The sequence below is a fragment of the Nonomuraea mangrovi genome (assembly GCF_042681425.1).
Classification (GTDB): Bacteria; Actinomycetota; Actinomycetes; order Streptosporangiales; family Streptosporangiaceae; genus Nonomuraea; species Nonomuraea mangrovi.
In genome coordinates this window covers 143,970-169,044 of the sequence record NZ_JBHUFV010000033.1, presented here as the reverse complement: position 1 = coordinate 169,044, position 25,075 = coordinate 143,970, and the positions used below count along the sequence as shown (strand labels likewise).

General features: G+C 72.8%; 12 protein-coding genes. 5 read left to right on the top strand and 7 right to left on the bottom strand.

The window, feature by feature from the left end; translation table 11 throughout:
* Window positions 1-30: 30 nt before the first annotated feature.
* A complete protein-coding gene (locus ACFSKW_RS19205; RefSeq protein ID WP_379573629.1) occupies window positions 31-795 on the top strand; it encodes a DoxX family protein in 765 nt (254 codons plus the stop codon).
* Between the two features lie 93 nt (window positions 796-888).
* Here ACFSKW_RS19205 and ACFSKW_RS19200 read toward each other — a convergent pair whose 3' ends face one another.
* Together ACFSKW_RS19200 and ACFSKW_RS19195 are read right to left on the bottom strand one after the other, a co-directional pair.
* On the bottom strand, window positions 889-1,830 hold the full coding sequence (locus ACFSKW_RS19200) for a DMT family transporter (RefSeq protein WP_379573628.1): 942 nt from the start codon (window positions 1,828-1,830) through the stop codon (window positions 889-891).
* Window positions 1,831-1,880: 50 nt separating this feature from the next.
* Window positions 1,881-2,381 (bottom strand): MarR family winged helix-turn-helix transcriptional regulator, encoded by a 501-nt coding sequence (locus ACFSKW_RS19195; RefSeq protein ID WP_379573627.1) that lies wholly within the window; start codon window positions 2,379-2,381, stop codon window positions 1,881-1,883.
* 87 nt (window positions 2,382-2,468) lie between these two features.
* Between ACFSKW_RS19195 and ACFSKW_RS19190 the strand changes: the two genes are divergently transcribed.
* A complete protein-coding gene (locus ACFSKW_RS19190; RefSeq protein WP_379573626.1) occupies window positions 2,469-3,110 on the top strand; it encodes an FMN-dependent NADH-azoreductase in 642 nt (213 codons plus the stop codon).
* An 86-nt stretch (window positions 3,111-3,196) separates the two neighbouring features.
* Here the strand turns inward: ACFSKW_RS19190 and ACFSKW_RS19185 are convergent, their stop codons facing one another.
* Together ACFSKW_RS19185 and ACFSKW_RS19180 are read right to left on the bottom strand one after the other, a co-directional pair.
* Window positions 3,197-3,673, bottom strand: a complete 477-nt coding sequence (locus ACFSKW_RS19185; RefSeq protein ID WP_379573625.1) for a TetR/AcrR family transcriptional regulator — start codon at window positions 3,671-3,673, stop codon at window positions 3,197-3,199.
* A gap of 196 nt (window positions 3,674-3,869) precedes the next feature.
* A complete protein-coding gene (locus tag ACFSKW_RS19180) occupies window positions 3,870-4,808 on the bottom strand; it encodes a methionyl-tRNA formyltransferase (RefSeq protein WP_379573624.1) in 939 nt (312 codons plus the stop codon).
* Between the two features lie 81 nt (window positions 4,809-4,889).
* On the opposite strand from ACFSKW_RS19180, the gene ACFSKW_RS19175 reads away from it, so the two are divergent.
* Window positions 4,890-6,164 carry a lysine N(6)-hydroxylase/L-ornithine N(5)-oxygenase family protein gene (locus tag ACFSKW_RS19175; protein ID WP_379573623.1) on the top strand — a complete coding sequence of 425 codons (1,275 nt, stop codon included), beginning with the start codon at window positions 4,890-4,892 and terminating at the stop codon, window positions 6,162-6,164.
* Here the strand turns inward: ACFSKW_RS19175 and ACFSKW_RS19170 are convergent.
* The 3 genes from ACFSKW_RS19170 to ACFSKW_RS19160 are packed head-to-tail and all read right to left on the bottom strand — an operon-like array spanning window position 6,130 to window position 9,064.
* Window positions 6,130-6,963 carry an ABC transporter ATP-binding protein gene (locus tag ACFSKW_RS19170; protein ID WP_379573622.1) on the bottom strand — a complete coding sequence of 278 codons (834 nt, stop codon included), beginning with the start codon at window positions 6,961-6,963 and terminating at the stop codon, window positions 6,130-6,132. The two genes, ACFSKW_RS19175 and ACFSKW_RS19170, sit on opposite strands and share 35 nt — an antisense overlap.
* Window positions 6,964-6,967: 4 nt before the next feature.
* Window positions 6,968-8,041, bottom strand: a complete 1,074-nt coding sequence (locus tag ACFSKW_RS19165) for a FecCD family ABC transporter permease (protein WP_379573621.1) — start codon at window positions 8,039-8,041, stop codon at window positions 6,968-6,970.
* Between the two features lie 3 nt (window positions 8,042-8,044).
* Window positions 8,045-9,064, bottom strand: a complete 1,020-nt coding sequence (locus tag ACFSKW_RS19160; protein ID WP_379573620.1) for a FecCD family ABC transporter permease — start codon at window positions 9,062-9,064, stop codon at window positions 8,045-8,047.
* Between the two features lie 140 nt (window positions 9,065-9,204).
* Here ACFSKW_RS19160 and ACFSKW_RS19155 point away from each other — a divergent pair, with 140 nt between their 5' ends.
* Together ACFSKW_RS19155 and ACFSKW_RS19150 are read left to right on the top strand one after the other, a co-directional pair.
* Window positions 9,205-10,221, top strand: a complete 1,017-nt coding sequence (locus tag ACFSKW_RS19155) for an iron-siderophore ABC transporter substrate-binding protein (protein WP_379573619.1) — start codon at window positions 9,205-9,207, stop codon at window positions 10,219-10,221.
* A gap of 16 nt (window positions 10,222-10,237) precedes the next feature.
* Entirely contained in the window at window positions 10,238-25,072 is a 14,835-nt protein-coding gene (locus ACFSKW_RS19150) for an amino acid adenylation domain-containing protein (RefSeq protein ID WP_379573618.1), read from the top strand.
* Window positions 25,073-25,075 lie beyond the last annotated feature (3 nt).

Genomic DNA, 25,075 nt, shown 5'->3' with positions numbered 1-25,075 from the left:
GGAATGACCCGATCAGGTCACAGGAATACCGTGAGACGGACCCTCCACGATCTCGCCACGCTCGCCGCCCGGGTAGGGGTCGGCGGGCTGTTCTTCGCCAACGGCTGGCACAAGCTCGAAGTCGGCCTCACCGCCACCGGCGCCCAGTTCGCCGCGCAGGGCGCGCCTGCGCCCGGCGCGTGGGCCGCGGTCACCATGCTCACCGAGCTGATCGGCGGCGCGTTACTGGTGGCCGGCCTGTTCACCCCCGTGATGGGACTGGTGCTGTTCGCCGAGACGCTGGCGGTTTTCCTGGTCGCCAGGCCGCTGAACCCGATCGACACCAACCTGATCGTGGCGCTGGGAGCGGCCTCGGTACTGCTGGCCGTGACCGCCGCCGGACGGATCTCGGTGGACCACATGGTGGTGATCAGGCGCAGGGAGGCCCAGGCGGCCGACGAGTTCGCCTCGGACAACGAGGCCGACACCGTCATCGCCGCTCTGCGCGACCCCGAGTCCTTCCGCGACCCGGAGTCCCTGCGCGACCCCGAATCCTTCCACGAGCACGGCACGGGCGAACCCTCCCCCGCCCGGCCGGCATCGCGAGCGCCCGCCGCCGGTGCCCCGCCCGCGGCGGACGAGAGTGACGGCGGGCCCGGCGAGGACACGGCGCCGCACCCGCGGCCGCGCGCCTCGGCGGAGGAGACGTCGGAGCCGCCGCTGCCGGGCGACACGCTCGTGGCGGGCAGGAAGGCCACGAGCACCGCCAGGGGCGGGCGCGGCCGGTCGAGAAAGCCCGCCGACCCGGCCGAGTGAGACAGGGGACGCGGCCCCATCGGCTGTCGGTTCTGGTGAGGCGGGCCGGGCGCCCGCTGTCGGGTTCTGGCGGCGGGGCGATCGGGCCCGTTGTCAGGTTCTGGTGGGCTCGCCCTGGGGGACGGCGGCCGAAGGGGCGCGGCTCAGACGGACCAGGCCCTGGGTCATCGCGATGGCCATCAGGATCACCAGCGCGCCCACCGGCTGGTTCCAGGTGATGCTCTCCCCCAGCACGATCACCCCTGACGCGGCGGCGACCACCGGCAGCAGGTAGGTCACCGTCGAGGTGGTGGTCACCCCCGCCCGGGCCTGCACGCCGTACAGCAGCAGGTAGGCGATGCCGGTGCCGAGAGCGCCGAGGCCGAGCATGCTCCACCAGACGGCGGGCGGAGCCGAGAGGTCGACCAGTGCCACCCCCGCCAGCGGGGTGATGATCGCGAGCTGGAGCGTGCCGCTCAACAGTTGTCCCGCGGCGAGGACGACGGGCGCCTCCGTGCGGCGGCCCGTGACGAAGCGGCCGAGGTAGGAGCCGCCGATGCCGTAGCAGAGCGCGGCGCCGAAGCAGGCCAGGCTGCCGCCGAGCCGGCCGCCGTCCATGGGCTGCCACACCCCGAGGACCACCATCACGCCCGCGAATCCGATTCCGAGCCCCGCCACCCTGCTCGCGTTCGCCTTCTCCGCGCGCAGCAGCAGCGTGAAGGCGAGCGTGCACAGCGGGGTGGTGGCGTTCCAGATGGCGGCCACGACAGAGGAGACGTACTGCTCGCCGTACGCGAAGAGGGTGAAGGGCACCGTCGTGAGCACCACGGAGGCCACCTGGAAGTGGCCCCACAGGCGGGGATCGCGGGGCAGCGCCTTGCGGGTGACGGCCAGCGCGACCAGCAGGGTGGCCGCGCCGATGGCCATCCGGCCGAACGAGACCTGGAGGGGGTGCAGCGCGCTGACGGCCACCTTGATGAAGAAGAAGCTGTTGCCCCAGATGAGGGCGAGCAGGAGGAAGGCGGGCAGCCAGCGGCCCACGGGGGTGCTCTTCACGAGGTCATGAGCGTACCCGTGAGCCTCGCGCGAGCTGTAGGGAAATATCTTTAATTGTCCATGGCGGCCGCCGCGACCGCGCAGGCCTCGTGCGCGTCGCCTCCACCGGCCAGGTGGTGGGCGGTGACGCGCTGGAGCATGTCGCGGAAGCGCCGGCGCTCCTCGGCGCCGAGCGCGCCGAACACGTGGTCGTCGACGCGGCGCAGTTTCTGCGTCGCCTCGGCCAGTCTGGCCCTGCCGTCGTCCGTGGCGACGATGATCCTGCTGCGCCTGTCGTTGGGGTCGGGCACGCGCTCGACCAGGCCCGCGGCCACGAGCTGGTCGACCAGGTAGACCATCACCGTGCGGTCGAGGCGGAGCTGGTTGGCCATGTCGATCTGGTTGCGCGCGCAGCCGTTGGCGGCCGCGTTGACCACCATGTAGCCGCGCTGCGTGCCGGGGAAGTCGGCGAGCGCCTCCTGCGAGCACGTCAGATGGGCGTGGAAGACCTGACCGAGGAGCCAGCCCATCGAGTCGTCGAGTCCGGTCGGCAGCTCGCGCTCAGTCTTCATGGTCGGATTCTACTTCACTTGACAGATAAGCGGTCGAGCAGACAATCTGTTTTACAGATTATCTGCCTCACCGATGAGAGGATCATCATGCCCCACCTGCTTCACATCGACGCGTCCGCCGTACCGAGCGGATCGATCTCGCGTGGCGTGGCCGGGACGTTCAGGGACGCGTGGGAAGGCACCGTCACCTACCGCGACCTGGGCGCGCGACCGATCCCGCACCTCACCGCCGCGGGCATCAGCGCCCGCTTCGCGGCCGCCGCGGACCACGACGCCGAGCAGGCGACGGCCGCGTTCCTGCAGGACGGGCTCGCCAGGGAACTGGAGGAGGCCGACGCGTACCTGTTCGCGGTGCCGATGTACAACTACGGCGCCCCCTCGACGTTCAAGGCGTGGCTGGACCAGGTCATGATCGCCGGAAGGACGTTCGGGATGACGCCGGCCGAGAGCCCCATCGCGGGACGGCCCGCGACACTCGTCCTGTCGCGGGGCGGCGCGTACGGCCCCGGCACGCCGAGGGAGGGCTGGGACTTCGCCGACCCCTACCTGCGCAAGATTCTGACCGAGGTGTTCGGTCTCGACCTGCACGTGATCACCGCCGAGCTGACGCTGGCCGACTCCGTCCCCGCGATGGCGCCCCTGCGCGAGGCCGCGGCCGCCTCGCAGGCCGCCGCGCACGCCGCCGCCCGCGACCACGCCAGGAAGCTCAGCGCGAAGGCCCTGGTCTGACGGCACGGGCACCCGCCGAGGACCCGCCGTTCACCTTCCAGCGTCGCGTTCCGCCACGAGGCGGCCGGGTTCCGCGCCCGGCCGCCTCAGGGACGGTTCGCCGACCTCTGGATCACTTCGTCCAGTTGCCCACGCAGCCGCCCCGCGTCCTTCGCCCGCGCGATGATCCGATCCACGTGCCGCAACCCGCGGTGGCAGGCGTCGGTCACCTCGGCGGTCACGGGGAACCGCCGGGCCAGCGCGTCGTTGAGCTGGTCCTCGGCCTGCAACGCGAAGAGCCCTTCGAGGAAGCCGGCGAACCCGTCCCACGGATCAGGATGGGCCAGCGCGGCCTCGGCGATCCGGTCAAGGGCCGTCAGCCGCTCAGGGAAGATCGCGTCGAAGAACGCCTCCCTCGTGGGGAAGTGGTTGTAGAGCGTGCCGATGCTGACACCGGCCCTGCGGGCGATCTCTTCCAACGGCACGTCAAGGCCGCGCTCGCCGAACAGCTGGGTGGCGGTGACCAGCAGCTTGTCTCGGTTGCGCGCGGCGTCGGCCCGCAACGGCCTTGCTCCAGTCGCCATGGCTCCATCCCACCGAACTCGAGGGCACCCCCAGAAGGCGGCGTGCTGTTCGCCGGCGGGGTCAGCGCCGTCGTGCCGGCCCTGACCTGAAGCCCGAGGCGAGAGACCTGGGGCGAGAACCCCCAGAGCCTCTCCCTCGGGTGACGCCTGGACCGCTGTCCGAGAACGGGTTGCCCGGACAGCGGTCCAGGCACGGCTAACGGAGGTAGCCGCCCATCGTCGTGAAGACCTCGGTGGCGGGCAGGTCGCGGCCGTCCTCCGTGCGGACCCGCTCGATCACCAGGCCGTGGCTGCGGCCCCGGCGGGCGTCGGATCCCGCGACGATGACCACGCCGTCGCCCTCGCGGATGAACACCCTGCCGGGCGTGCCGCCGTACCTGCCCCGGGAGACCGACGCCTTCAGCACCCTGATCCGCTCGCCGTCGTGGTAGGTGAACGCGTTGGGATACGGGTCGGACTGGGCGCGGACCAGCCGGGCGATCTCCTCGGCGGTCCACGTCCAGTCGATCCGGCTGTCCTCGATCGCCCGCTTGTGGAAGAAGCTGGCCTTTGACCGGTCCTGGGGCGTCCAGTCCTTGCGCCCCGAGGCGATGAGCTCCAGCGATTCGGCGACGATGGGCCCGATCAGGTCGACGGTGCGGTGGAACAGGTCGGTGGCGGTGTCGTCGGGACCGACGGCTACGGCCCGCTGGAGCACGATGTCGCCCGCGTCGAGTTCGGCGTCCATCATGTGCGCGGTGACGCCGACCTCCTTCTCGCCGTTGATGAGCGCCCAGATGATCGGCGAGAACCCGGCGTAGGCGGGCAGCAGCGAGTCGTGCACGTTGAGGGTTCCGTGGCGGGGCAGAGCGAAGATCTCCGGCGGGATCCAGGTGCGCCAGTTGTTGGCGACGATGAGGTCGGGGTCGGCCGCCTTGAGCCTGACCATCAACTCCTCGTCGTCGGGCCTGTTACGGATCAGCACGGGGACACCGTGCTCCTCGGCGAGGTCGGCGACCGAATCGCTCCAGATCCGTTCGTACGCGTGCTCGCTCTTGGGATGCGTCACGACGAGGGCCACCTCGTGACCTGAGTCCAGCAGCGCTTGCAGCGTGCGGTGGCCCCAGGTCTGGTAGCCGAACATCACGACCCGCATGGCGTCTCCTTGTAGGGGCGATCGGAACGAGTTAGGCTCCCCTTAATTAGGTCAGGCTAACCTAACCCTGGAAGGTCATCAATGCCCCCGTCGGAGCAGCACGTCCACGATCTCGTGGGCATCGGTTTCGGTCCCTCCAACCTCGCGCTGGCGATCGCCTTACGAGAGCACGCTCCGCTCGACGCGGTCTTCCTCGAGAAGCAGCCGGCCTTCGGATGGCATCGCGGCATGCTGATGGACGGCACGACGATGCAGGTGTCCTTCCTGAAGGACCTGGTCACCATGCGCAACCCGGGCAGCGAGTTCAGCTTCCTGAGCTACCTGCGCGAGAAGGACAGGCTCGTCGACTTCATCAACCACAAGACGATGTTCCCCTCGCGGCTGGAGTTCCACGACTATCTCGAGTGGGCGGCGGCCTCCTTCACCGACCAGGTGGAGTACAGGTCCGAGGTCGTCGCGGTCACCCCGGTGAGCGTCGACGGCGTGATCGAGTACCTCGACGTGGTCGTACGGCAGGGCGGCTGCTCCGACGAGCTGACGACCAGAAGGACCAGGAACGTGGTGATCGCGGCGGGTCTGGAGCCCGTCCTGCCGCCCGGCGTGGTGAGCGGCGAGCGCGTCTGGCACAGCGAGGAACTGCTCGACCGGCTGCCCGCGCTGCGCGACCCGCGCCGGGTGGTCGTGGTGGGTGCGGGGCAGAGCGCGGCCGAGGTGACCGACCACCTGCACGCCACCTTCCCCGACACGGAGGTGTGCGCGGTCTTCGCCAAGTACGGTTACACCCCGGCCGACGACAGCTCCTTCGCCAACCGGATCTTCGACCCCGCCGCCGTCGACCACTTCTACACCGCCCCCGACGCGGTGAAACGGCGGCTGCTGGACTACCACGCCTCCACGAACTACTCGGTGGTCGACCTGGAGCTCATCGACGAGCTCTACCGGCGGCACTACCAGGAGAAGGTGCGCGGCGTGGAGCGGTTGCGGATCTTCAACGCCTCCCGGGTGGCCGAGGTCGCGGAGGGGCCTCGGGTCACGGTCGAGTTCCTGCCGACGGGAGAGCGCACGGTGCTGGAGGCCGACCTCCTCGTGTACGCCACCGGCTACCGGCCCGGCGATCCGCTGACGCTGCTGGGCGAGGCGGGCGAGCACTGCCTGCGGCTGCCGGACGGCGGCCTGCGCGTCGAGCGTGACTACCGACTGGCCACCACGGAGGCGATGCGCTGCGGCATCTACGTGCAGGGAGCCACCGAGCACACGCACGGCATCACCTCGACCCTGCTGTCGAACACCGCCGTACGGGTGGGCGAGATCGTGAGCTCGATCACCCGCGAGCGTTCGTACGCGGGCCGGCGCTGACGGAGCCGGTGTGGTGGCGGCCGATCGGGATGATCAGCGGGGTTCCGCTGACCGGGTCCGCCGCCACCTGGCAGCGCATGCCGAAGACGTGCTCCACCAGCTCCGCGTCGATCACCTCGGCGGGCGGGCCCTCGGCGACGATCCGGCCGGCCTTCATCACGATCAGCTGGTCGGCGTACCTGCAGGCCTGGTTGAGGTCGTGCAGCACCATGACGATGGTGCGGTTCCGGGTGCGGTTGAGGTCGACGACCAGGTCGAGGACGTCGATCTGGTGCGCCAGGTCGAGGAACGTGGTCGGCTCGTCGAGCAGCAGCACGGGCGTGCCCTGCGCGACCGCCATGGCGATCCAGGCCCGCTGCCGCTGACCGCCCGACAGCTCGTCGAGCGGCCGGTCGGCGTGTTCGAGCATGCCGGTGGCCGTCAGGGCCTCGGTGACCGCGTCCTGGTCCTGGGACGACCACTGCCGCCACCAGGTCTGGTGCGGCGACCTGCCCTGCCCGACCAGGTCGGTGACGGTCAGCCCCTCGGGCGCGACGGGTGACTGCGGCAGGATGCCGAGGCGCTGGGCGACCTGGCGGGTCGGCATGGTGTGAACGGCGCGGCCGTCGAGGTGCACGGCGCCTTCGCGAGGCGACAGCAGCCTGGCCATGGCACGCAGCAGCGTGGACTTGCCGCAGGCGTTCGCGCCGATGATGGCGCTGATCCTGCCGGGCGGCACCTCCAGGTCCAGGCCGTCGACCACGACGCGGTCGTCATAGGCGAGCTTGAGCCCGGCGGCCCGCAGCGACGGGTGCGTCACGTGTTCATCCTCCAGTGCCCATGCGGTTGGCGCGGGCGAGTTGCCACAACAGGAAAGGCGCGCCGAGCACACCTGTCACCACCCCCACGGGCAGGACGGAGTCGGCCATGAGCCGCTGGCTGATCAGGTCGCCGACGAGGACGATCGCCGCCCCTGTGAGTGCCGCGGCGGTGGCGGGCGGGGCGGCCGTGCGGGCCATGCGCTGGGCGATCTGGGGCGCGGCCAGCGAGACGAAAAGGATCGGTCCCGCGGCGGCGGTGGCGAAGGCGGCGAAGGCCGCGCCGCACAGCAGGAGGGCCAGGCGGGTGCGCTGCACGGGGGTGCCGAGCCCTCCGGCGACCTCGTCGCCCAGGCGGAGCGTGCGCTGCAGCCGTACGAGCAGGAGCACCACGGGGAGCAGGACGGCCAGCGCCACGGCGAGGGGTCCCGCGTGCGCCCATCCCCTGTCGTTGAGGTTGCCGACCAGCCAGCCCAGGACCTTGTGCGCCTGGTAGAGCTCGGCCCTGCTCAGCAGGTAGGAGGTGAGGCTGACGCACATCCAGCTGACGCCGATGCCCACCAGGACGATCCGGTAGCCGGTGGTGCCGCGCTTCCAGGCCAGCAGGTAGATCAGCAGCCCGGTGGCGACGGCTCCGGCGAACCCGAGGCCCTGCAGTCCGAGACCCGCGCCGAGGCCGAGCACGATGCCCGCGGCGACGGCCGCACCGGCCCCCTGGGTGATGCCGAGCATGTCAGGGCTGGCCAGGGGGTTGCGGGTGATCGCCTGGAAGATGGCGCCCGACAGGCCGAAGGCGGCGCCCGCCAGCAGGCCCACGACCGCCCTCGGCAGGCGCAGCCCACGGACGACGAACAGGTCGGCGCGCTCGCCCTCTCCCCCCAGGGCGCGCACGACGGCGGCAGGCGAGATCGCGTAGTCGCCCGCGCCCACTCCGACGGTCAGGCAGAGCGCGGCGAACACGACGAAGGCGAGCACGAGCCAGGTCAGCACGAGCCGCGGCCGCAGCACGCCGGAGACGGCGGGCCTGTCCACGCGGAAGGCCAGGCGTCCGCGAGAGCGGGTCAGGTGGAGTCCGGACATCGGCTACAGCTCCGCGAGCCTGCGGCGGCGGACCAGGGCGATGAAGAAGGGGGCGCCGAGGAAGGCGGCCACCAGGCTCACGTCGAGCTCGGTGGGGCGCACGACGACGCGGCCGAGGATGTCGGCCACGAGCAGCAGGCACGGCGCGAGCGTCATGGAGGCGGGTAGCAGCCAGCGGTGGTCCGGGCCTGTGATCATTCTCACCACGTGCGGGACGACGAGCCCGACGAAGACGATCGGCCCCGTGACGGCCACCGTCGCCCCGGTCAGCACGGTGACGGCGAGCGCGCCGCGCAGCCGTACCAGGATCAGGCGGCGACCCAGCGCGGTGGCGACGTCGTCGCCGAGGGAGAGGCTGTTGAGCGCGGGCGCGGTGCTCAGCGCAAGCAGCGCGCCGACGGCCAGGAACGGCAGCACCGCCAGCAGCGTCGTGCCGTCGTGACCGGTGAGCGAGCCCGCCGACCAGTATCTGTAGCGGTCGAGCGCCTCGGGGTCGGTCAGCGCGATCCCGCCGGTCAGGGAGTCGAGCAGGTAGGTCACGGCGACGCCGGCCAGCGCGAGCTTGACCGGAGAGGCCCCGCCCCTGCCCCTGCTGCCGAGCAGATAGACCACGGCGCCGGCGAGCGCGGCGCCGCCGAAGGCGAACCAGACCGCTGACCCCAGACCGCTCACGCCTAGCGCGGCCGCGGCGACCACGATGCCGAACGCGGCGCCCGCGCTGACGCCGAGGAGCCCTGGGTCGGCCAGCGGGTTGCGGGTCAGGCCCTGCATGAGCGCTCCGGCGAGGCCGAGGGCCGCGCCCGCCATGACGGCGACCAGGGTGCGGATAATCCTGGTCCCTGCGACGATGGCCGCGACCTCGGGGTCGACGCCCGCGGGGTGGACGAGGGCCGTCCAGACCTGGTCGAGCGGCAGCGGCCTGCTGCCCACGGCGAGGGACAGCGCGCAGAGCGCGACCAGGACCCCCGCACTCGCCGCGATGAGAAGCGGACGCCGTGCCGCGGCGGTTTTCTGCTGTGTCACGAAGATCCGATCTGGCTGCGCATTTAGGTAAGGCATACCTCACTCAAGCGCCTCGCGCAAGACTTTTCCGGCGATTGAAGATAGGTAAGGCTTACCTTAGTCTGCGTTCCGGTGACACTCCAGATCCGGAAGAGGAATCCATGTTCAAACGTCTCTCGGCGGTGCTCGCCGCCCTGGCGCTGACCGCCGCCGCCGGCTGCGGCACCTCGAGCCCCCCGCCGGGTACGGCGGCGTCCGCACCCGCAACGGCCACGGCCGCCCCGCCGTCGGGAGCGGCCTTCCCCGTGAAGGTCGACCACATCTACGGCACGACCGAGATCGCCAAGAGGCCCGAGCGGATCGTCACCATCGGCCTCAGCGACCACGAGCCCGTTCTGGCGCTGGGCTTCAAGCCGATCGGCGTCGTGGACTGGTTCCAGCGCAGCCCCTTCTCCGACTGGCCGTGGGCCAAGGCCATGTGGGGCGGCACCGAGCCCACCGTGCTCGGCCTGCGCGAGGACGGCGTCAAGTTCGAGAAGCTGGTCGCGCTCAAGCCCGACCTGATCTTCGCCATGTACTCGGGCATCCAGAAGGAGCACTACGACAAGCTGTCGCAGATCGCTCCCGTCGTCGCCCAGCCGAAGGGCTACGACCCCTACGCCGCCCCGTGGCAGGAGATGACGCTGCTGGCGGGCCGCGCGCTGGGCGAGGAGGCCAGGGCGCAGGAGCTCATCGCCGGCATCGCCGACAGGTTCGCGAAGGTCCGCGCGGACAACCCGCAGTGGAAGGGGCTGACGGCGGTCGCCGCCGACAGTTTCAAGGCGGGGCAGTACTCGGCCTTCCAGAAGGGCGATCCCAAGTCGGCCTTCCTGGCAGAGCTCGGCTTCACCATCCCCGAGCGGATCACCGAGCAGGCGGGCAAGTCCAACGTCGCCGAGTTCGGCTCCGAGGGCCTGAACCTGCTCGAAGTCGACCGCCTCGTCTGGCTCACCACCGGCAAGGAGCCGTGGGAGCGGATCAGGAACGACAGCGTCTACAAGGAGTTGAAGGTCGCCAAGCAGGGCCGCGACCTCTTCCTGACCTACCAGGACCCGCCGGTCGGCGCGGCGCTGTCCTTCAACACGGTGCTCAGCATCCCCTACGCCATCGACCAGGTCGTCCCGCTTCTCAAGAAGTGACGTGAAAGGCAGCCAGATGTCCGTACTTCCGCTGACCGGAGCCCAGACCGGAATCTGGCTGGCCCAGCAGATAGAGCCGGACAGCCCGGCCTACACCATCGGCTGCTACGTGGAGCTGTCGGCCGACACGTCACGGCTCGCCGACGCGATCAGGCGAGCCGTGAGCGAGGCGGAGAGCCTGCACGTGGTGTTCGCCCAGGACGAGGGACGCCCCGTCCAGATGACCAGGCCCGCGGGCCAGTGGCCGCTTCCCGTGCTCGACCTGACGGAGGCGGCCGCCCGCGCGTGGATGACGGCCGACCTGGCGCGGCCCGTCGACCTCGCCCGCGGCCCGATGTTCGCCCACGTGCTGCTGAGGCTCGGCGACGGCCGGGTGTGGTGGTATCAGCGCTACCACCACCTGGTCACCGACGGCACCGGCGTACTGCGCCTCATCCAGCGCGTGGCCGACCTGTACGGCGACGGCCCCCACGCCGACGTCGACTGGTCGTTTCCCAGGCTGGTCGCGGCCGACGTGGACCACCGCGCCTCGGCCGAGCACGCGGCGGACGCCGACTTCTGGCACGACAGGCTGAAGGGCCTGCCCGACGAGCCCGCCAGGCTGGTGGAGTGCCCACCCGCCCAGGCGGTCGGCTCCCTCCGGCGCACCGTGCACCTGTCGTCGGAGCGCTCCGACCGGTTGAGGGCGTCGGCCGCCGCGCTGGGCTCCCGCCTGTCGCGGCTGGCCATCGCCGCCGTCGCCGCCTACCTGCACAGGGCGAGCGGCGAGCGCGACGTGGTCCTCGGCCTTCCCGTCACCGGCAGGCTCCGAGGTGAGGACTCCCCCGCGCTGATGTCCAACGTGCTGCCGCTCAGGCTCGCCGTGGGCCCGTGGACCACGGGGGCCGAGCTGGTGGCGGCGGTGGCCGAGGAGGTCAGGCGGGTGGCCGCGCACGCCCGCTACCGGGGCGAGGACCTGGCCAGGGAACTCGGCAGGGCCGAGGGGCTGCGCTCGCTCATCGGGCCCACCGTGAACGTCATGCCGTACCACGAGGAGATCAGGTTCGGTGACGGCGGCTGCTCCATCGGCTACCTCTCGCTCGGACCCGTCAGCGACCTGTCCGTGGCGGTCTACGACCGGCCCGCGGGGCAGGGGTTGCGGATCGACTTCGACGCGGACGCCGCCGTCTGCGGGCCCGGCGAGCTCGCCGAGCACGAGCGCCGCTTCCTCCACGTGCTGGAGTCGATGGCCGAGCGGCCCGACCTGCCGCTGGGCGTCATCGACCTGGCGCCGGTCCCGCCGTTCGCGGCTCTGCCCGATCTGCGGGAGGTCTCGTGGACGGCGGCCTTCCGGCGGCGGGCCGCGCTCACCCCCGGCAAGGTCGCGGTGATCTGCGAGTCGGAGCGGCTGACCTACGGCGAGCTGGACGCCAGGGCCGACAGGCTCGCCCACGCGCTGCGCGCCGAAGGCGTCGGTGCCGAGGACGTCGTCGCGGTGGCCGTGCCCCGCTCGGCGGACATGGTCGCCGCGCTGCTCGGCGTCATGAAGGCGGGCGCCGCCTACCTGCCGCTGGACGCCGACCACCCGGCCGACCGGCTGACGTACATGGTGGACGACGCGGGGGCGCGCCTGCTCGTGACGGTGACCGGCGAGGCCGTCGACCTGCCGCTGCCCCGCCTGCTCATGGACGACCTGCCGCGGGGGCAGGAGGGCGACCTGCCCGAAGGAGAGCTGGACAGGGCCGCCTACGTCATCTACACCTCGGGCTCGACGGGCCGTCCCAAGGGCGTCGTGATCTCCCATGACGGTGTCGGCGCCCTCATCGCCACCGCCGCGGAACGGTTGGGGGTCGATGCCTCCAGCAGGGTCGCGCAGTTCGCCTCCGTGGGCTTCGACGTGGCCGTGTGGGATCTCGTCATGTCGCTGTGCGTGGGAGGGACGGTCGTCGTCGTGCCGTCCGAGCGGCGGGTGGCGGGCGTGGAGCTGACCGGCTACCTCACCGAGCACCAGGTCACCCACATGATCCTGCCGCCGTCACTGGTGGCCGCGCTGCCCGCCGAGTGCGAGCTGCCGGAGGGCGGCGTGCTCGTCGTTGGCACCGAGACCGTCCCCGCCGAGCTGGTGGCCCGCTGGGGCGACCGGATGCGGGTCGTGGTCGCCTACGGCCTGACCGAGGCGACGGTCAACTCCACGCTCTGGCTCGCCGAGCGCGACTGGACGGGCCCTGTGCCGATCGGCGTGCCCGACCCCGGCACGCGCTGCCACATCCTCGACTCCGCCCTGCGCCCCGTCGCGCCTGGCGTCACCGGCGAGCTGTACGTCGGCGGGCGCGGCCTGGCCAGGGGCTACCTGGGCAGGCAGGCGCTGACCGCCGAGCGGTTCGTCGCCGACCCGTTCGGCGAGCCTGGCGCCCGCATGTACCGCACGGGCGACAGGGCCCGCCGGCGTGCCGACGGCACCATCGACTTCCTCGGCCGCGAGGACGGCCAGCTCAAGATCCGCGGCTACCGCATCGAGCCCGGCGAGGTCGAGAGCGTCCTGATGAGCCACCCCTCGGTCGCCCAGGCGGCGGTCACCGCCGTCGAGGACCACAGGGGCGTCAAGCGGCTGGTCGGCTACGTGAGCGGCGAGGGCGACATCGACCCCGCGCCGCTGCGGCGGCTGGCGGCGAGCGCGCTGCCCGAGTACATGGTGCCCGGCACGATCGTCGTGCTGGACGGGCCGCTGCCGCTGACGCCGAACGGCAAGCTGGACAGGCGGGCGCTTCCCCAGCCCGCGTGGACGGCCCAGCCGGGCGGCGCCGCGCCCGCCACCCCGGCGGAGCGGACGCTCGCCGGGCTGTTCGCCGAGGTGCTCGGCCTGCCCTCGGTGGGCGTGCACGACAGCTTCTTCGAGCTCGGCGGCGACAGCATCGTCGCGATCCAGCTGGTCAACAAGGCAAGGCGGGCGGGTCTGGCGATCACGCCCCGCGAGGTCTTCCAGCACAGGACCGTGGCCGCGCTGGCGCAGGGCAGGGAAGGGGCCCTGCCCGAGCGGGCCCACGATCCTGGGGTCGGCCTCGTGGAGGAGACGCCGATCGTCGGCCTGCTGCGCGAGGCGGGCGGGCCGATCGACGGCTTCCACCAGTCGGTGACGGTCCGCGTGCCCGCCGATCTCGGCGAGGGTGTGCTCACCGGGGCGCTGCAGGCCGTCCTCGACCACCACGGCATGCTGCGCGCCCGGCTGCTGCGCGGCGAGGACGGCTGGCGCATGGAGGTGCCGCCGCCCGGTGCCGTACGGGCCGCCGGCCTCCTGACCCTTGCCGGCTCCGACAGCGAGACCGACACCGACGCCGCCGTGGCGCGGCTGGATCCCGCGTCGGGCGTGATGCTGCAGGCGGTGTGGTCGCCAGCCGGGCGGCGGCTGTCGCTGGTGGCCCACCATCTCGTCGTCGACGGCGTCTCCTGGCGCATCCTGCTGGCCGACCTGGCGCAGGCGGCGCAGGCGCTCGCCGCGGGCGAACCGGTCGAGCTGCCTCCGGTCGCCACCTCGTTCGCGCGGTGGTCGCGGCTGCTGGGCGAGGAGGCGCTGTCCCCGTCCCGGCAGGCCGAGCTGGAGCGATGGCGGCCGACGCTCGCCGAGCCCGCCGAGCCCCTCGGATCACGGCCCCTCGACCCCTCGGCCGACACGGCCGCGCGCGAGCGCAGGCTGACGGTCGCCCTGCCCGTCGAGCAGACGGCCCCGCTGCTGACCGATGCCCCCGCCGCCTACCACGGCAACATCAACGACGTCCTGCTGACCGCGCTCGCCGCCGCCTTCTTCCGCCGCCGCGGTCCCGGAGGGCTGCTGGCCGACCTGGAGGGACATGGTCGCGAGCAGGACCAGGTGGCGGGCGAGGCGGACGTGACCCGCACGGTCGGCTGGTTCACCAGCCTGTTCCCCGTGCGGATCGAGGCAGGCGACCTGGCCTGGGAGGAGTTCCGCTCGGGCGGCCCAGGGGTGGGCGACGCGCTCAAGCGGGTCAAGGAGCAGTTGCGCGCCGTCCCCTCGTCGGGCCTCGGCTTCGGCCTGCTGCGCCCGGTGCTCGGCGACCTGCCCGCGCCGGAGCTGCTCTTCAACTACCTCGGGCGTTTCAGGGCGGGAGGCGACGCCGACTGGGAACCCGTGGGCGACGCCGACCCGCTGTCGGCGGGGCGCGACCCCGGGATGCCGCTGACGCACTCTCTGGAGATCAACGCCATCGTCAGGGACGGCGCGTGGGGGCCCGAGCTGAGCGCGACCTGGTCGTGGCCCGAAGGGGTCCTCGATCCCGGCGACGTCGCCGGGCTGGCCGACGCGTGGCTGGAGGCGCTGCGCGGGATCACCGCCCACGTGGCGGAGCCTTCCACGGGCGGGCACACGCCGTCCGACTTCCCCATGGTGACGCTCGGCCAGGAGGAGATCGACGCGCTCCCGCGCGATCTCGAAGACGTCCTTCCCGTGACGCCGCTCCAGCAGGGCCTGTTCTTCCACTCGCTGTCCGACCCCGACGTCTACACCGTCCAGCAGGTCATCGAACTCGCGGGGGACGTCGACCCCGCCAGGCTGCGCGGCGCGGTGCAGCGTCTGGTGGACCGGCACGCGCCGCTGCGCGCGGGCTTCCTGCACCGCGCCGACGGCAGGGTGGCGCAGCACGTCGTCCGCCACGCCGTCGTCCCGTGGGAGGAGGTCTCCTCCGCCGACGTCGAGGAGGTCGCCGAACGCGAGCGCGCGCGTCCCTTCGACCTCGCCGCGCCGCCCCTGCTCAGAGCCGCCCTGGTCAACGGGCGGACGCTCGTCCTGACGCTGCACCACCTGGTCGCCGACGGCTGGTCGGTGCCGATCATGCTGCGTGAGCTGGCGGGCGAGCGCCTCGGTGACGTCACGCCCTACCGCGACTACTTCACCTGGCTGCTGAGCCGTGACGACGAGGCGGCGAGGCAGGCGTGGCGGCGGGCCATGGCAGGGCTCGACGAGCCGACGCTGCTCGGCGCGCCGAGCGAGACGGGCCCGGCGGGCCGGATCTCCTTCGAGATCGGCGCGGACCTGGCCGCGTGGTCGCGGGCGCGCGGGCTGACGCTGAGCACGGTCGTGCAGGGAGCCTGGGGACTGCTGCTCGGCAGGCTGACCGGACGCCGCGACGTGGTCTTCGGCAGCACGGTCTCCGGCAGGCAGGCCGACGTCGAGGGCGTCGAGTCGATGGTCGGCCTCCTGGTCAACACCGTCCCCGTACGGCTGGCATGGCGCCCAGAGGATCGGCCCGCCGACCTGCTGTCCCGGCTCCAGGACGCGCAGGCCGAACTGCTCGACCACCAGCACCTCGGGCTGGCCGAGATCCAGCGGATCAGCGGGTTCGCCACCCTTTTCGACACGCTGGTGGCAGTCGAGAACTATCCCGTCGAGGGCGGGACGGGAGCGATCTCGGGCGTCGACGTCCGCGACGGCTCCCACTACCCGCTGTCGCTCACCGTCGTGCCGGGGCGGCGGGTCGCGTTCAGGCTCGACCACGCCATCGGCGAGACGGCCGCCGCCCGTGTGGCCGAAGGGCTGAAGCGCCTGCTGGAAGGGATGATCGCCGACGCCGACCGTCCGGTGGGCCGCCTGGACCTGATGGACCTCGACGCGGCGCGCCTGGTGGGAGGCCCGCGTGAGGCGCCGGCCACGACGCTGGCGAGCGCGTTCACGGCCCAGGCCGCCAGGACGCCGGACGCGCCTGCCGTGTTCTTCGGCGCCGACGAGATCTCCTACGCCGAACTGGACCGCAGGGCGGGGGCCCTGGCCGTACGGCTGGCGGGGCGAGGGGTCGGCCCTGGCCAGTTCGTGGCGGTGGCGCTGCCGCGCTCGCCCGATCTGCTCGTCGCCATCCTCGGGGTGCTCAAGGCCGGCGCGGCTTACGTGCCGCTCGACCCCGACCATCCGGCCGAGCGGCTGACGTACATGCTCGGCGACTGCGGCGCCCGCGTGGTGGTCACCGTGGCCTCCTTCCCCGAGCACGAGGGGGTGGAGCGCGTCGTCGTCGGCGAGCCCGACCGGACGGCGCCCGACCGGGCGGCGCCCGACCGGGCGGTGGCCGACCGGACGGTGGCCGCTCCGCGCCCGGCGGGGCAGGGCGACCCCGCCTACCTGATCTACACCTCGGGCTCGACCGGCCTGCCCAAGGGCGTGGTCGTCACGCACCGGTCGATCGTCGGCCACCTGGCGTGGGCGCAGGACCTGTTCGCCATGGACGCCAGCGACAGGATGCTGCAGCAGGCCTCGGCGAGCTTCGACGCCTCCGTCTGGCAGATCTTCTGGCCGCTGTGCTCGGGCGCCGCCGTCGTGCTCGCCGAGCCGGGCGGGCACGCCGACCCCGCCTATCTGGCGGGGCTCATCAGGGACAGGCGGGTGAGCGTCCTCGACATCGTGCCCTCGATGATCAGGGCATTCCTGGTCACCGACGAGGTCACACGGGATCCCGGCTGGGCGGCGAGCCTGCGCAGGGTCTTCGGCGGGGCCGAGGCGCTGACCGGCGAGCTGGCGCGCCGCTGGCGGGAGCTGACCGGCGTGCCCGTCGACAACGCCTACGGCCCCACCGAGGCGACCGTCCAGGTCACCTGGTGGGACGGGGAGGACGACGGCGGCGAGGCGGTGCCGATCGGCGGACCCGTCTGGAACACCGGGCTCTACGTTCTGGACGTGTGCCTGCGCCCCGCGGCGGAGGGCGAGCTCTACGTCTCGGGCGAGCAGCTGGCCCTCGGCTACCACGGCAGGCTCCCGCTCACCGCCGAGCGGTTCGTCGCCGATCCGTTCGGCCCGCCGGGCACGCGCATGTACCGCACCGGCGACCTGGTACGGCTGCGCCCCGACGGCGCGCTCGAGTACGTCGGCAGGACCGACCACCAGGTCAAGATCCATGGAAACCGCGTCGAACTCGGCGAGATCGAGACGCGGCTGGCGGCCCTCGAAGGTGTCGCGGAGGCCGTGGTCGTCGCCCGCGACCACGGCGGCGCCACGCGCCTGATCGGCTACGCCGTCCCCGAGATCGGGGCGGGGGTCGACGGCGCGGGGTTGCGCGCCGCGCTCGCCGCGGCGCTTCCCGCGCCGATGGTGCCGAGCGCGGTCGTGACGCTGGACAGGTTGCCGCTGACCATCAACGGCAAGCTGGACCGCGAGGCCCTGCCCGTCCCTGAGACGGGGCCCAGGAGCGTGCGCGCGCCGCGGACCGCGCGCGAGCGGCTGTTCTGCGACATCTTCGCCGAGGTGCTCGGCGCCGAGGTCGGCGTGGACGACGACTTCTTTTCGCTCGGCGGCGACAGCATCGCCTCGATCGCGGTCTCGGGCCGGGCCCGCAGGGCGGGTCTGGCGCTCAGCCCCCGTGACGTCTTCGCCCGCCGCACCCCCGCGGCGCTGGCGGCTGCGACGGCCGAGGCGACCGAGCCGACGGCCACGGCCGACCTCGTCGCGCTGACCGACGAGGAGAGCGAGCGCGTACGACGCGCCGTCGACGTCGCCGTCGAGGACGTCTGGCCGCTGTCCCCGCTGCAGGAGGGGATCCACTTCCACTCCAGCTACGACGCCGACGCCGTCGACGTCTACACCTCGCAGGACGTCTTCGAGTTCGAGCGGCCCGTCGACGCCGACCGGCTGCGCGCGGCCTGCGCGGCGATGCTGGCGCGCAACACGAGCATGAGGGCGGGTTTCACCGCCGAAGGGCTGTCGCGCCCCGTGCAGTTCGTCGCGGCCGAGGTGGAGGTCCCGCTGCGCGAGGTCGACCTGTCCGGCATGCCGCGCGACGAGCGCGACAGGACCGTGGCCGAACTGCTGGCCGAGGACAGGACCACACGGTTCGACCTGGCCCGCCCCCCGCTCATGCGGCTGCTGCTGATCCGGTGCGGCGACCGCGACCTGCTGGTGCTCAGCCACCACCTCATCCTGTGGGACGGCTGGTCGGGCTGGCTGGTGCTCGAACAACTCCTCGGCGACGCGGCCGCCCTCCCCGCCCCCGGCACCTACCGCGACTACCTCGCGTGGCTGGCCACGCAGCCGGACGGCGAGGCGCTCGCCGCGTGGCGCACGGCCCTGTCGGGACTGGACGAGCCGACGCTCGTCCGGCCGGCCGACGACGGCCTGCGGCCGGCCATCCCCGTCGACCTGGACGTCGTGCTGCCCGCCGAGCTGGGCGACGGCCTCCGCGCGATGGCGCGCGAGACGGGGCTGACGCTCAACACGCTGCTCAACGCGGCGTGGGGGCTCGTGCTCACGGCCACGGTCGGCCGCGACGACGTGGTGTTCGGCGCCGCCGTGGCCGGCAGGCCGGTCGCGGTCGCCGAGGTGGAGAGCATCGTCGGGATGTTCCTCAACACGGTGCCCGTGCGGATCGCCTTCGACCCCCGCGAGTCGGTGCTCGAGCTGGCCGGGCGGATGCAGGACGAGCGTGTGGCGCTGATGCCGTACGAGCATGTGGGACTCGGCGAGTTGCAGAGGGAGAGCGGTCACCGGCGGCTCTTCGACACCCTCTTCGTGCTGCGCGAGGCAGGCGGAGAGGAGCGGATGGCCGAGTTCACCGGCCGTCACGGCATCGTGAACGTGACGGCCGTCGACGCCACCCACTACCCGCTCACGCTCATCGTGACGCAGGGCGCCCGCCTGCGGGTGACGCTGTCGTACCGGCCCGACGTGTTCGGCGGACAGGAGGCGGGCAGGGTGGTCGACCGCTTCGCCGCCGTGCTCGCCCGCATGGTCGCGGCGCCGCACGCCCCGGTCGGCACCATGGACCTGCTGCTGGAAGGCGAGCGCGGGGAAGCGGACCCGCCCAGGCCGCTGCCGCGGGCGACGGTGGCCGAACTGCTCGCCGAGCAGGCGGCCCGCACGCCGGAGGAGGTGGCGCTGGTCTTCGGCGAGGAGCGGCTGACCTACGCCGAGCTCGACGCCCGGATCAACCGGATGGCCAGGCTGCTGATCGAGTACGGCGCGGCGCCCGAGAGGGTGGTCGCGCTCGCGCTGCCCCGCTCGGCCGACATGGTCGTGGCGCTGTTCGCCGTGCTCCAGACCGGCGCCGCCTACCTTCCGCTGGACCTGGAGTACCCGGCGGAGCGGCTGTCGTTCATGATGGAGGACACCTCTCCCGCGTGCGTGGTGACCACCGGGTCCGTGGCCCTGCCGGAGACCGGTGTGCCCTGCCTCGTTCTCGACGATCCCGCCACCTCCGCGCGGCTGGCGGAGCTGCCGCGGGGCGAGCTGACCGACACCGAGCGGCCCCGCTTCACCCGCGACCTGCCGCACCGGCTCGAGCACCCCGCCTACGTGATCTTCACCTCGGGGTCCACCGGCCGGCCGAAGGGCGTCGTCACGCCGTACAGGGGCCTGACGAACATGCAGTTCAACCACCGCGAAGCCATCTTCGAGCCGGCGATCGCCGCCGGTGGGGGGCGGCGGCTGCGCATCGCGCACACGGTCTCCTTCGCCTTCGACATGTCGTGGGAGGAACTGCTGTGGCTGGTCGAGGGGCACGAGGTCCACGTCTGTGACGAGCACCTGCGGCGCGACGCCGAGGCCCTGGTCGCCTACTGCGACAGGGAACGCGTCGACGTCGTCAACGTGACGCCCACCTACGCCCATCACCTGATCGAGCAGGGCCTGCTCGAAGGGCATCGGCCGCCGCTGGTGCTGCTGGGCGGCGAGGCCGTCTCCGAGACGGTGTGGTCCGCGCTGCGCGACACCGAGGGCACCTTCGGCTACAACCTCTACGGGCCGACCGAGTACACGATCAACACGCTTGGCGCGTCCACGGACGACAGCGCCACGCCGACCGTGGGCAGGCCGATCTGGAACACCCGCGCGTACGTGCTCGACTCCGCGCTGCGCCCGGTGCCGCCCGGCACCCCGGGCGAGCTGTACATCACGGGCGTCGGCCTGGCCCGCGGCTATCACCGCCGCCCCGCGCTGACCGCCGCGGCCTTCGTCGCCGACCCGTTCGGCGTGCCGGGCGCCCGGATGTACCGCACGGGCGACCTGGTACGGCAGCGCCCCGACGGCGCCCTCGACTTCCTCGGCCGCACCGACGACCAGGTGAAGATCAGGGGATACCGGGTGGAGCCGAGCGAGGTGGCCGCGGCGCTGGAGGAGCACCCGCTGGTCTCCCACGCGGCTGTCGTCGCCGACGGCGGCAGGCGGCTGCTCGGCTATGTCGTCCTCCGAAGCGAGGACGGGGATCCGGCGCAGGTGCGCGGGTTCCTGAAGGACAGGCTGCCGGGCTACATGGTGCCCGCCGCGCTCGTCGCGGTGGACCGCCTGCCGCTTACCGTGAACGGCAAGCTGGACGTGCGGGCGCTACCCCGGCCCGCCGTCAGCGGCGGCGGGCAGAGCCGCCCGCCCGGCTCGGCGCGCGAGCGCGTGCTGTGCGAGCTGTTCGGCGAACTGCTGGGTGTGGAGGGCGTCGGCGTCGACGACGACTTCTTCGATCTGGGCGGGCACTCCCTGCTGGCCACCCGGCTGGTCAGCAGGGCCCGCGCGGCCCTCGGCGCCGAGCTGGCGATCCGCGACCTGTTCGAGGCGCCGACCGTCGCCGAGCTGGCCGTCAGACTGACCGGGCACGACGTGCGCCCCGCGCTGGCCGCGGTGGCCGAGCGTCCCGCCGAGCCTCCGCTGTCGTTCGCGCAGCAGCGGCTGTGGGTGATCGAACAGCTGGAAGGTCCGTCGGCGCTGTACAACTTCCCGCTGGTGATGCGGCTGCGCGGCGAACTCGACGTCGAGGCGCTGGCGGCCGCGCTGGCCGACCTGACGGCCCGCCACGAGGCGCTGCGCACGCTGATCGTCGAGCGGGAGGGCCGCCCCTTCCAGCGCGTGGTGAGCGTGGAGCAGGCGATCCCCTCCGTCGAGGTCGTCGACGGAGACGAGGCGTCGCTGGAGGCGATCATCGCCAGGCCCTTCGACCTGGCGGCCGAGCTGCCGCTGCGGGCCACCGTCGTCAGGCTCGGCGAGCGCGACCACGTGGTGGCGCTGCTGCTGCACCACATCACGACCGACGAGTGGTCGGACGGGCCGTTCCTGCGCGACCTGTCGGCCGCCTACGCCGCCCGCCGCAGGGGCGTGGCCCCCGCGTGGGAGCCGCTGCCGGTGCAGTACGTCGACTACACGCTCTGGCAGCGGCGGCTGCTCGGCGACAGATCGGACCCCGAGAGCGTGGCCGCCCGCCAGCTCGCGTTCTGGGCCGAGACGTTGCGCGGGGCGCCCGAGCGGCTCGAACTGCCCGCCGACAGGCCGTACCCCACGCGCCCCACCGCGGCGGGCGGCGAGCTGCGGGTCGACTTCGGCGAGGAGGACAGCGAGCGGCTGCGACGGCTGGCCCAAAGGTCGGGCGCGAGCATGTTCATGGTCTGCCACGCGGCGGTCGCCGCGCTGCTGCACCGTCTCGGCGCCGGTGACGACCTCCCGCTCGGCGTGCCGATCTCGGGCCGCACCGACGAGGCCCTGGACGATCTCGTGGGCTTCTTCGTCAACACGCTCGTGCTGCGCGCCGACGTGTCGGGCGACCCGACGTTCGCCGAGCTGGTCGCGCGGCTCAGGGAGCACGACCTGGCCGCCTTCTCCCACCAGGACGTGCCGTTCGAGGCGGTCGTGGAGGAGCTCAACCCGGTACGGTCACCCAGCCGCAACCCGCTGTTCCAGGTGATGGTCGGCTACCGCAACCGCGCGGCCGACGACTTCGCCCTGGAGGGGCTCGAGACGCTGCCCGCGCCCGTGGACGCGAGCACCGCCACGTTCGACCTGGTGTTCGGCTTCGCCGAGGATGCCGCGATCTCCTGCGTGATCGGATACCGCTCCGACCTGTTCGACAGGTCCACGGTCGCCGCGATCGGAGAGCGGCTGGCGGGACTCGTGGAGATCGTCGCCGCCGACCCCTCGGTCCGGGTCGGCGAGATCGACGTGCTGACCAGGGACGAGCGGGAACTGGTCGTGACGGGCTTCAACGCGACCGACCGTCAGGTGGCCGAGGAGAGCATGCACGGGATGTTCCTGCGCAGGGTCGCCGAGCGCCCCGACGCCGTCGCGGTGGTCGAGGGCGGCCGTTCGGTCACCTACGCCGAACTGGACGCGCTCTCCGACCGGATGGCCGGGGTGCTCGCCCACCACGGCGTGCGGGAGGAGAGCGTGGTCGGCGTGGCGGTGCCGCGCTCGGTGGACATGGTCGCGGTGATGCTCGGCGCGCTCAAGCTCGGCGCGGCCTTCCTCCCGCTCGACCTCGCCCATCCCGTGGACCGCCTGGCGTACATGGTGGGCGACTCGGGGGCGAAGGTGGTCGTGGCCGCCCATCCGGTCGAAGGGCTGGACGTGCTGCTGCTCGACGACACCCGCGGCGGGGAGCGGCGCAGGCCCGCCTATCCCGAGGTCACGCTCGACCAGGCGGCCTACGTCATCTACACCTCGGGCTCGACGGGACGGCCGAAGGGCGTTCTCGTCACCCACGAGGGGATCGGCAGCCTGGTGGCCACGGCCGTCGACAGGATGGGGCTCACCCCCGACAGCAGGGTGCTCCACTTCGCCTCGATCGGGTTCGACGTCACCGCCTTCGAGCTGAGCATGGCGCTGTGCCACGGCGGCAGCCTGGTGCTCGTCCCCGACGCGGCGAGGGTGCCGGGCCGTGAGCTGACCGACTTCATGAACGAGCAGCGGATCACCCACGCCATCCTGCCGCCCTCCCTGGTGGCGGCGCTGCCCGCCGGCTGCGAGCCGCCCGAGGGCTGCACCGTGCTGGTCGGCACGGAGACGGTCCCGCCGGACGTGATCGAGCGGTGGGCGGGCAGGCTGCGGCTGCTGGCCGCCTACGGCCTGACCGAGGCCACGGTGAACTCGACGCTGTGGGCGGCCGAGCCCGGCTGGGCAGGGGCGGTGCCGATCGGCGTTCCCGACCCCAACACCCGCGCCTACGTGCTCGACGAACGCCTGCGCCCGGTGCCGCCCGGCGTGGCGGGCGAGCTGTACGTCGCGGGACGCGGCCTGGCGCGCGGATACCTCGGCAGGCACGGCCTGACCTCCGAGCGGTTCGTGGCCTGCCCGTTCGGCCCTCCGGGCGCCAGGATGTACCGGACGGGCGACAGGGCCCGCTGGCGGGCCGACGGCAACCTCGACTTCCTGGGCAGGGCGGACGACCAGGTCAAGATCCGCGGCTTCAGGATCGAGCCCGGCGAGATCGCGGGCGCGATGACCAGGCACCCGTCGATCTCCCAGGCGGCCGTCGTGACGGACACGAGCGGGCCGGAGCCGCGCCTGATCGGTTACGCCGTCTCGACGGCGGGCCCGCTCGACCCCGCGCGGGTGCGGGCGCACGTGGCGGCGCTGCTGCCGCCCGCCATGGTGCCGTCCGCGGTGGTGGTGCTCGACAGGCCACTGCCGCTGACGCCCAACGGCAAGCTGGACCGCGCCGCGCTGCCCGCGCCCGACTGGTCGGCGCTGACCGGCGCCACCCGACCGCGTACGGGACGCCAGCACCGGCTCGCGGAGCTGTTCGCCGAGGTCCTCGGCCTGCCCGAGGTCGGTGTCCACGACAACTTCTTCGAGCTCGGCGGGCACTCGATGTCGGCCATGCGGCTGCTCGGCAGGATCCGCACGACGATGGACGCCCGCCTCACGCTGCGGGCGGTCTTCGACGCGCCCACCGTCGCCGCGCTGGCGGCCGTGCTCGACGAGGGCGACCTCGGCGACAGGGCCAGGCTGCGGCGGCTGGACCTGCCCGCGGCGCCGCCCCAGGAATGGCAGTGGTCCAGACACAGGGAGGGCGCGCCCTACGACATGGCGTTCGCGCTGCGCTCCCCCGACGCCGATGCCGCCGCCGCGGCGCTCGCCGACGTCACCGCCCGGCACGAGCCGCTGCGTACGGCCCTGGTGCTCCGCGACGGCGGACTCGTCCAGGTGCCGGTGGCGCAGTGGCTGGAGCGCATCCGGGTGCGCGACCTCGACGAGGGGCTGCGCACGCTGGCGACCGAACCGGCCGACCTGGAGGGGCGGCCCCCGTTGCGGGCCAGGCTCCTCACCGACGAGGCGGGCGCGCAGGCGCTGCTGCTGACCATGCACTATCTCGCCGTCGACGAGTGGTCGGTGGTGCCGCTCGTGCGCGACTTCGCCGCCGCCTACGAGGCCAGGCGGCGGGGCCGCGCCCCCGAATGGGAGCCGCTGCCGGTCGGTTACGGCGACTACACGCGGTGGGCGCACGAGGTGGCCGACGACGGGCAGCTCGACCACTGGCGGCGGGCGCTGGACGGGATGCCGCGGACGCTCGCGCTGCCGTACGACAGGCAGGGCGAGGGCGTGCGCGGCGGCCACGTCGGCGTCGCGCTCGACGCGGAGCTGCACAGGGGCATCGACAGGCTCGCCGCCGAGAGCGGCGCCAGCATGTTCATGGTGCTGCACGCGGCGTTCGCGACCCTGCTCACCCGGCGAGGGGCGGGCACCGACCTGCCGATCGCCTCGCTGGTGGCGGGCCGCGCGGAGGAGGAGCTGACCGGTCTGGTGGGCTGCTTCTTCAACACCGTCGTCCTGCGCACCGACACCTCGGGCGAACCGACCTTCCGCGAGCTGCTCGCAAGGGTCAGGGAGAGCGACCTGACCGCGCTCGACCGGCAGGACGTGCCGTTCGACAGGGTGGCAGGGGCGCTGGGCCTGCGGGCTCCGCAGGTGATGATCGTCCACCATGAGCAGGCCGACATGGGCGAGCAGGCCTTCGAGCACCTCCCGACGGGGGCGCTCAACGCCGACCTCACGCTCAGCTTCTTCGAGCCGCGCGGCGACGGTCCCGTGGAGTGCCTGCTGGAGTACGCGACCGACCTGTTCGACCAGGCCACGGTCCAGTCCATGGCGGACGAGCTGGTCCGCATTCTGAACACCGAAGTGAGGAGTTAAGGC